Source organism: Alkalihalobacterium chitinilyticum (genome assembly GCF_029028005.1).
In the GTDB taxonomy this organism is placed as follows: domain Bacteria; phylum Bacillota; class Bacilli; order Bacillales; family Bacillaceae_F; genus Alkalihalobacterium; species Alkalihalobacterium chitinilyticum.
Genome location: NZ_JAOTPO010000012.1, coordinates 162083 through 168476 on the forward strand (window position 1 = coordinate 162083; position 6394 = coordinate 168476).

Genomic DNA, 6394 nt, shown 5'->3' on the forward strand with positions numbered 1-6394 from the left:
GTTTTAATATGAAAGTCGTATTACAAAGAGTAAGTGAAGCGTCCGTAACGGTCAATGAAGAAGTAGTTGGAAAAATTGGTTCTGGCTTAATGCTTCTTGTGGGTATAACGCATGAAGATACGGTCGAAGATGTTCAGTATCTAACGGATAAAATTGTAAACCTTCGTATTTTTGAAGACGATGAAGGAAAATTAAATCTTTCTCTCTTAGATGTCGGTGGTCAAATACTATCTATTTCTCAATTCACATTATATGGTGATTGTCGGAAAGGGCGTCGACCGAATTTTATGGGAGCGGCTAAACCAGATGTAGCTGAACCCTTATATGAAGCATTTAATGAACAGTTACGCCAAAAAGGTGTTCAAGTAGAGACCGGTATTTTTGGTGCGATGATGGATGTACAGCTTATCAACCATGGTCCGGTTACTCTAATTATCGATAGTCGGCAAAATTAACATGTTTTTCTTCCAAAACTGAAAGAATTAGATGACTTTTGGTTATGCTAGTTCTAGATGTTATTACGGAAGGAAGATTCGATGCGGACAAGTATGAAGCAAGAAGGCAGCGGAAGAAACGAACACCAGCTATTTCATGTGAACTTTCACGATTTTGTAGAAAAAGAAAACAGCAGTACAAGTATGGAACTCGCAGATGAGTTTGGATTGTCGTTAAGAGAAGTAAAGCAATTGAAGAAAAAGCTTGGACGAAACTAATAAATTTATTGACAACTTTATTAAACATTCGTATGATAAAAAGCAAATGCAAAGACCGTAACAAACCGATGATGGGGAATAGTAATTAAGGTAGCACATGTTAAGAGAGGAAATGCCGTGGCTGTAAGCATTTCTACATGGACCTTAATGAATGAACACTCCGTAGGTTTTTTTCTGAAAACTGTTGGTTAGTAGGAAAAAACGTAAGCAAGGCGTTAACTGCTTAAAGTGGAAGCTTAGGCTTCAATAAGGGTGGCACCACGGGTATAACTCTCGTCCCTGATTGATTTATAATCAGGGATGGGAGTTTTTTATATTGCAATGAAAACTAAGGTGAAAGATAGGTATCTTAGTTGAAGCTGTGTAAGCTTTATTAGATGTTTTTGAAATGGGAGGATCAAGATGAGTATACATATTCCAAGAGGTACGCAAGACATTTTGCCAGGAACTTCAGAACTGTGGCAGTATGTCGAAGCCAAGGCACAAGATATTTGCCGCCGTTATAACTATAAAGAAATCCGCACGCCAATTTTTGAACATACAGAACTTTTTCAGCGCGGGGTTGGGGATACGACAGATATCGTTCAAAAAGAAACGTATACATTTACGGATCGCGGCGATCGAAGCCTAACGTTAAGACCAGAAGGAACAGCTTCAGTTACGAGAGCATTTGTAGAAAATAAGTTATATGGAAATCCGGGACAACCGACCAAACTTTACTATATCGGTCCAATGTTCCGATATGAGCGTCCACAATCAGGGAGAATGCGTCAGTTCGTTCAATTTGGCATTGAAGCACTAGGCAGTAATGATCCAGCAATAGATGCCGAAGTAATGGCACTGGCAATGGAGTTTTATCGTGAACTAGGCTTATCAGGTTTGAAACTAGTTATTAATAGTCTTGGAGATACGGAAAGCCGAATTGCACACCGTGAAGCATTAATCAATCATTTTAAACCGAGAATTAATGAGTTTTGTTCAGATTGTCAGCAACGTCTTGAGAAAAACCCGTTGCGAATTTTAGACTGTAAAAAAGATAGAGATCATGAATTGATGGCAACTGCGCCTTCGATTTTAGATTATTTAAATGAAGAGTCAGTCGCCTACTTTGAAAAAGTGAAACAACACCTCGATGCAATGGGCATTTCCTATGTCGTTGATCAAACATTAGTACGTGGTCTAGATTACTATAACCATACGGCTTTTGAGATCATGATAGAAGGTGAAGGGTTCGGTGCGATTACGACATTATGCGGAGGTGGCCGCTATAATGGACTCGTTGAAGAAATCGGCGGTCCTGAAACACCAGGTATTGGCTTTGCACTAAGTATCGAACGTTTGCTTATGGCTCTAAAAGCAGCGAACATTGAAATTCCAATCGAACAAACGATTGGCTGTTATCTAGTGGCACTTGGTGAAGAGGCAAAAGACAAAAGTGCAAGTTTATTGTTTGAACTGCGTAAAGCAGGGTTATCTGCTGAAAAAGATTACCTAGATAAAAAGGTTAAAGCACAATTTAAAGCTGCCGATCGACTAGAAGCGAAGTATACAGCTGTACTGGGTGATGATGAACTAGCTGCTAATAAAATTAATGTAAAAGAAATGAGCACTGGAGAGCAAGTGGAAGTATCACTCGATGATTTTATTACATATATGCAAGATAGATTAAAGGAGGAGTAAGAATGATAGGGAGAACACATCAATGTGGCCAAATATTAGAAAATACAATTGGAGAACGAGTGCAGTTAAAAGGTTGGGTACAAACTCGTCGTGACCTTGGGCAAGTTATTTTTATTGATTTACGAGATCGCTCAGGTATTGTTCAAGTCGTTTTTAACCCTGAAGTATCAAAAGATGCCCATGCAATTGCAGACCGTGTACGCGGTGAATTTGTTTTAGATGTAGAAGGTACAGTTGTTAAACGTGAAGATGAAACGATTAATGAAAAGATTCCTACTGGAAAAGTCGAAGTGCATGTTGATAAGATTACGATTTTAAATGCATCCAAACCGCTTCCGTTCCAGATTGAAGAAGATACAGATGCTTCTGAAGATGTTCGTTTACGTTATCGTTACCTAGACTTACGTAGACCAGATATGCAAAACATCTTTAAATTACGTCATCAAACGACGAAATTAATTCGTGAAACACTAGATAATGAGCAATTCTTAGAAATGGAAACACCAATGTTAACGAAAAGTACGCCTGAAGGAGCACGTGATTATTTAGTACCAAGCCGTGTGCACCATGGTGAATTTTATGCACTTCCGCAATCACCGCAGCTTTTTAAACAGTTATTGATGGTATCTGGTTTCGAACGTTACTATCAAATTGTTCGTTGTTTCCGTGACGAAGATTTACGAGCGGACCGTCAACCGGAATTTACTCAAGTCGATATCGAGACTTCCTTCATGGACAAAGAAGACTTACTTGCCATGATGGAAAACATGATGGCAAAAATCATGAAGGAACTAAAAGGAATTGAAATTTCAACTCCTTTCCAGCGTTTAACGTATGTTGAAGCCATGAATCGATATGGATCAGATAAGCCAGATACACGCTTTGGCTTAGAGTTATCTGAATTAACAGATGTAATGAAAAACTCACAGTTTAAAGTGTTTGCTAATGCGATTGCTAACGGCGGAATTGTAAAAGGGTTAAATGTAAAAGGGGCAGCTACAAAACTGACTCGTAAAGAAATTGATGACCTAGCACATTTTGTAGCGATTTACGGTGCAAAAGGTTTAGCTTGGCTTAAAGTCGAAGAAAACGAGTTGAAAGGACCAATCGCAAAATTCTTAAGCGAAGAAGAGGCTGCAGGCATGCGTGAAGCGATGAATGCAGAACCGGGCGATTTATTATTCTTTGCAGCGGATAAGAAACAAGTGGTGTATGACAGCTTAGGTGCACTTCGTCTTAAATTTGGTAAAGACCTAGACTTAATTGATAAATCTAAATTCAATTTCTTATGGGTAGTTGACTTCCCACTTGTTGAGTTTGATGAGGATGCTAATCGTTACGTCGCTCTTCACCATCCATTTACGAGTCCAAAAACAGAAGATCTGCATCTGCTTGATACGGATCCGGGTCAAGTACGTGCAGAAGCATATGACCTTGTGTTAAACGGATATGAGCTTGGTGGAGGTTCACAACGTATTTATCAGCGTGATGTACAGGAAAAAATGTTCTCTGCTCTTGGTTTTTCTGAAGAAGAAGCAAAAGAACAATTTGGTTTTCTGCTAGATGCCTTTGAATATGGTACACCACCACACGGCGGAATTGCGTTAGGACTAGATCGGCTAATTATGCTATTAGCAGGCCGAAACAACCTACGTGATACAATCGCATTCCCTAAGACTGCGAGCGCAAGTTGCTTATTAACCAATGCACCGAGTTCGGTTAGTGAGGCACAATTACATGAGTTGAATTTATCAATCGTTCCGAAAAAAGAGGAAGAAAAGAAAGTTCAAGTATAAACTTTAAGTTGACAAAGATAGAATAATCGCATTATAATCATAACTATTAAAATTCAAATAATTAATTGTAAAAATAAAACTTATCACGAGAGGCTGAGGGACTGACCCGATGACGCCCGGCAACCGGTTTGTCTGCCAGACAAACAAAGGTGCTAATTTCAGCAGAGCAAATTGCTCTGAAAGATAAGTGGAGGCGTTTTAAAAAAACCTTTCCCTTATCGGAAAGGTTTTTTTATTTTATGCACAACTGATGAGACTAAAGATAGAATCACTCTAAGTAAAAAAGAACTGTGGTGCGGAGGAGTTATCGGGGCATAAGTAAGTGTTTTATACAAGGAGGAGCTTAGGATGTTAAATGTTGGGGTTATCGGGTTCGGAACAGTTGGTTCGGGTATTTATGAGCGGTTATTGAATTCAAGCGAGGAATTAAAGGAGATTTTTCAAACTGAGGTTCAGATGACAAAAATTCTCGTGAAGGACGATACAAAAGATCGTGGTTATACTCAAGTAAAAACACTTACAACAAGTGACCCTAATGAGTTTTTTAATCAACAGTACGATATTGTCTTTGAAGCAATTGGCGGGGTTGAACCTGCTAAAGGCTATATTGTGCAGCTCATTCAATCAGGTACAGCGATTATTACAGCAAACAAAGAATTGATTGCGAAGCACGGTAAAGAGCTTGAAGAGCTGGCTCGCCAAAACGGAGTTTATTTAGGGTTTGAAGCAGCTGTTGGCGGTGGAATACCGATTGTGAACAGCTTTAAAACGTTATTTTCGACAACCCCGATCCATTCTGTGACGGGAATTTTGAATGGGACAACGAATTATATTTTAACAGAGATGAAAGAGAAAAATCGGCCGTTTGCTGATGTGTTAGAAGAAGCGCAACAATTAGGTTATGCCGAAGCGGATCCTACAGATGATATTGAAGGATATGATGCATTATATAAACTCAAAATTTTAAGTCGGCTGGCGTTTAACTCATGGCCAAATGAAGATAACTTTTTCTGTAAGGGGATGAATGTCATTGAGGAAGAGGCGATTGATTTTGCGGAACGAAATGAATTAGCAATAAAATTGATTGCTAGAACATCGAATGAAAATAGAGTTATTCGTGGCTTTGTATCACCCGCATTCGTTACAAAAGATCATCCGTTATATAATATTAACGGAGTGACGAACGGTATCTGTATTGACGGTGCAACCATCGACCGTATTACGATGAGCGGTCCAGGTGCAGGAAAGGATGCAACCGCAAACAGTATGGTAGAAGATTTTGTTCTGCATGAGCAGTTTCAAGGGTTTAATCGTCCATTAAGTCAACAACATAACGATAGAGCAAACGAGGAAATGAGTGTAATTGTCTTTGTTTCTGAACTAAAAAAGGAACAGTTTCATGCGGATTTACTCGGTATTATAAGCGAAGTTGAAATAGATAACGGTTTTAACGATAAGCAAGCGGTGATCCTTAAATTAACGAAGGGCAAGTCGTTGAATGACTTACCTCCTTTATGGCAGCAAAAAAGCTACCCGGTATTAGGTAAGGTAGCTGTTAATAAAATTGCTTTACCTTTTTAAATGTATCAATAAAAGGAGTTGGGTTGGTTTTCACGAGATGAGGTAAAACACCTTGATTCGTATGCAAATACAAAAAGCCAATCTTTTCTGTTGCTTGACGGTAAGAAATATCAAATACATGTTCTAATAGAAACTCTTTGTCTCGTGAGCGGATTTTATCATTAAAGAGCTCCATGTCGAAGTTTCTTTCAACTGTATACTTCTTGGTGTATTCGATTTTTTGTTCGACTTCGATGCAAACTTGAGTTGTAATGGGCTTCATGGAAAACATCCTTTATATAAAGAGTAAGAAACTTTGCTTGTAGAAATAAAATTTTATGGGACTCAAGGGCCCTTATTCCTTTAAAAAGCATGCCTTTTAAGTACGTAACGGACTCGGAGGCCCTTATTCCTTAGTTATTGTAGTAATGTTTTGTGATTTTAAGCAAATAGGGTCCTCTGTGGACCTATGTCAAGAAAGTGGACACCTAAATAACGGATTTTAGTTTTTATAATGGAAACAGTAGGCCCTTCTTCACTTTTTAAAAGCATAGATGATGCCGTGGATGCATCAAGCCCAACCCGCTTGACCCAACCACTCTATCATCTGGTTGGTGGTTAGGTGAAGAAGGAGCCTAACTGCCT

Annotated in this window: 6 protein-coding genes, 1 riboswitch and 1 other annotated feature; of the genes, 5 read left to right on the forward strand and 1 reads right to left on the reverse strand. The window is 38.9% G+C overall.

The annotated features are described in order from the left end of the window. Positions 1–8: 8 nt before the first annotated feature. The 5 genes from dtd to N7Z68_RS16865 all read left to right on the forward strand — a co-directional run bounded on the left by dtd (position 9) and on the right by N7Z68_RS16865 (position 5770). Positions 9–455 carry a D-aminoacyl-tRNA deacylase gene (gene dtd / locus N7Z68_RS16845; RefSeq protein ID WP_275119642.1) on the forward strand — a complete coding sequence of 149 codons (447 nt, stop codon included), beginning with the start codon at positions 9–11 and terminating at the stop codon, positions 453–455. A gap of 81 nt (positions 456–536) precedes the next feature. Next, on the forward strand, positions 537–713 hold the full coding sequence (locus N7Z68_RS16850) for a hypothetical protein (protein WP_275119643.1): 177 nt from the start codon (positions 537–539) through the stop codon (positions 711–713). 59 nt (positions 714–772) lie between these two features. Continuing rightward, positions 773–997 (forward strand) — a binding site (T-box leader). A gap of 118 nt (positions 998–1115) precedes the next feature. Continuing rightward, entirely contained in the window at positions 1116–2393 is a 1278-nt protein-coding gene (gene hisS, locus N7Z68_RS16855) for a histidine--tRNA ligase (protein WP_275119644.1), read from the forward strand. Positions 2394–2395: 2 nt separating this feature from the next. Then, positions 2396–4189: an aspartate--tRNA ligase gene (gene aspS / locus N7Z68_RS16860; protein ID WP_275119645.1), complete on the forward strand. Its 1794-nt coding sequence runs from the start codon at positions 2396–2398 to the stop codon at positions 4187–4189. A 77-nt stretch (positions 4190–4266) separates the two neighbouring features. Beyond that, positions 4267–4379: riboswitch (SAM riboswitch) on the forward strand. A 158-nt stretch (positions 4380–4537) separates the two neighbouring features. Beyond that, positions 4538–5770 carry a homoserine dehydrogenase gene (locus N7Z68_RS16865; RefSeq protein ID WP_275119646.1) on the forward strand — a complete coding sequence of 411 codons (1233 nt, stop codon included), beginning with the start codon at positions 4538–4540 and terminating at the stop codon, positions 5768–5770. On the opposite strand, the gene N7Z68_RS16870 is transcribed toward N7Z68_RS16865, so the two are convergent. Then, positions 5745–6032 (reverse strand): hypothetical protein, encoded by a 288-nt coding sequence (locus tag N7Z68_RS16870; protein ID WP_275119647.1) that lies wholly within the window; start codon positions 6030–6032, stop codon positions 5745–5747. The genes N7Z68_RS16865 and N7Z68_RS16870 overlap by 26 nt on opposite strands. Positions 6033–6394: the final 362 nt, after the last annotated feature.

Bases quoted from the DNA above. Each gene is read 5' to 3' on its own strand.
- dtd (WP_275119642.1), top strand. From the start codon at position 9: ATGAAAGTCGTATTACAAAGAGTAAGTGAAGCGTCCGTAACGGTCAAT.
- N7Z68_RS16850 (WP_275119643.1), top strand. From the start codon at position 537: ATGCGGACAAGTATGAAGCAAGAAGGCAGCGGAAGAAACGAACACCAG.
- hisS (WP_275119644.1), top strand. From the start codon at position 1,116: ATGAGTATACATATTCCAAGAGGTACGCAAGACATTTTGCCAGGAACT.
- aspS (WP_275119645.1), top strand. From the start codon at position 2,396: ATGATAGGGAGAACACATCAATGTGGCCAAATATTAGAAAATACAATT.
- N7Z68_RS16865 (WP_275119646.1), top strand. From the start codon at position 4,538: ATGTTAAATGTTGGGGTTATCGGGTTCGGAACAGTTGGTTCGGGTATT.
- N7Z68_RS16870 (WP_275119647.1), bottom strand. From the start codon at position 6,032: ATGAAGCCCATTACAACTCAAGTTTGCATCGAAGTCGAACAAAAAATC.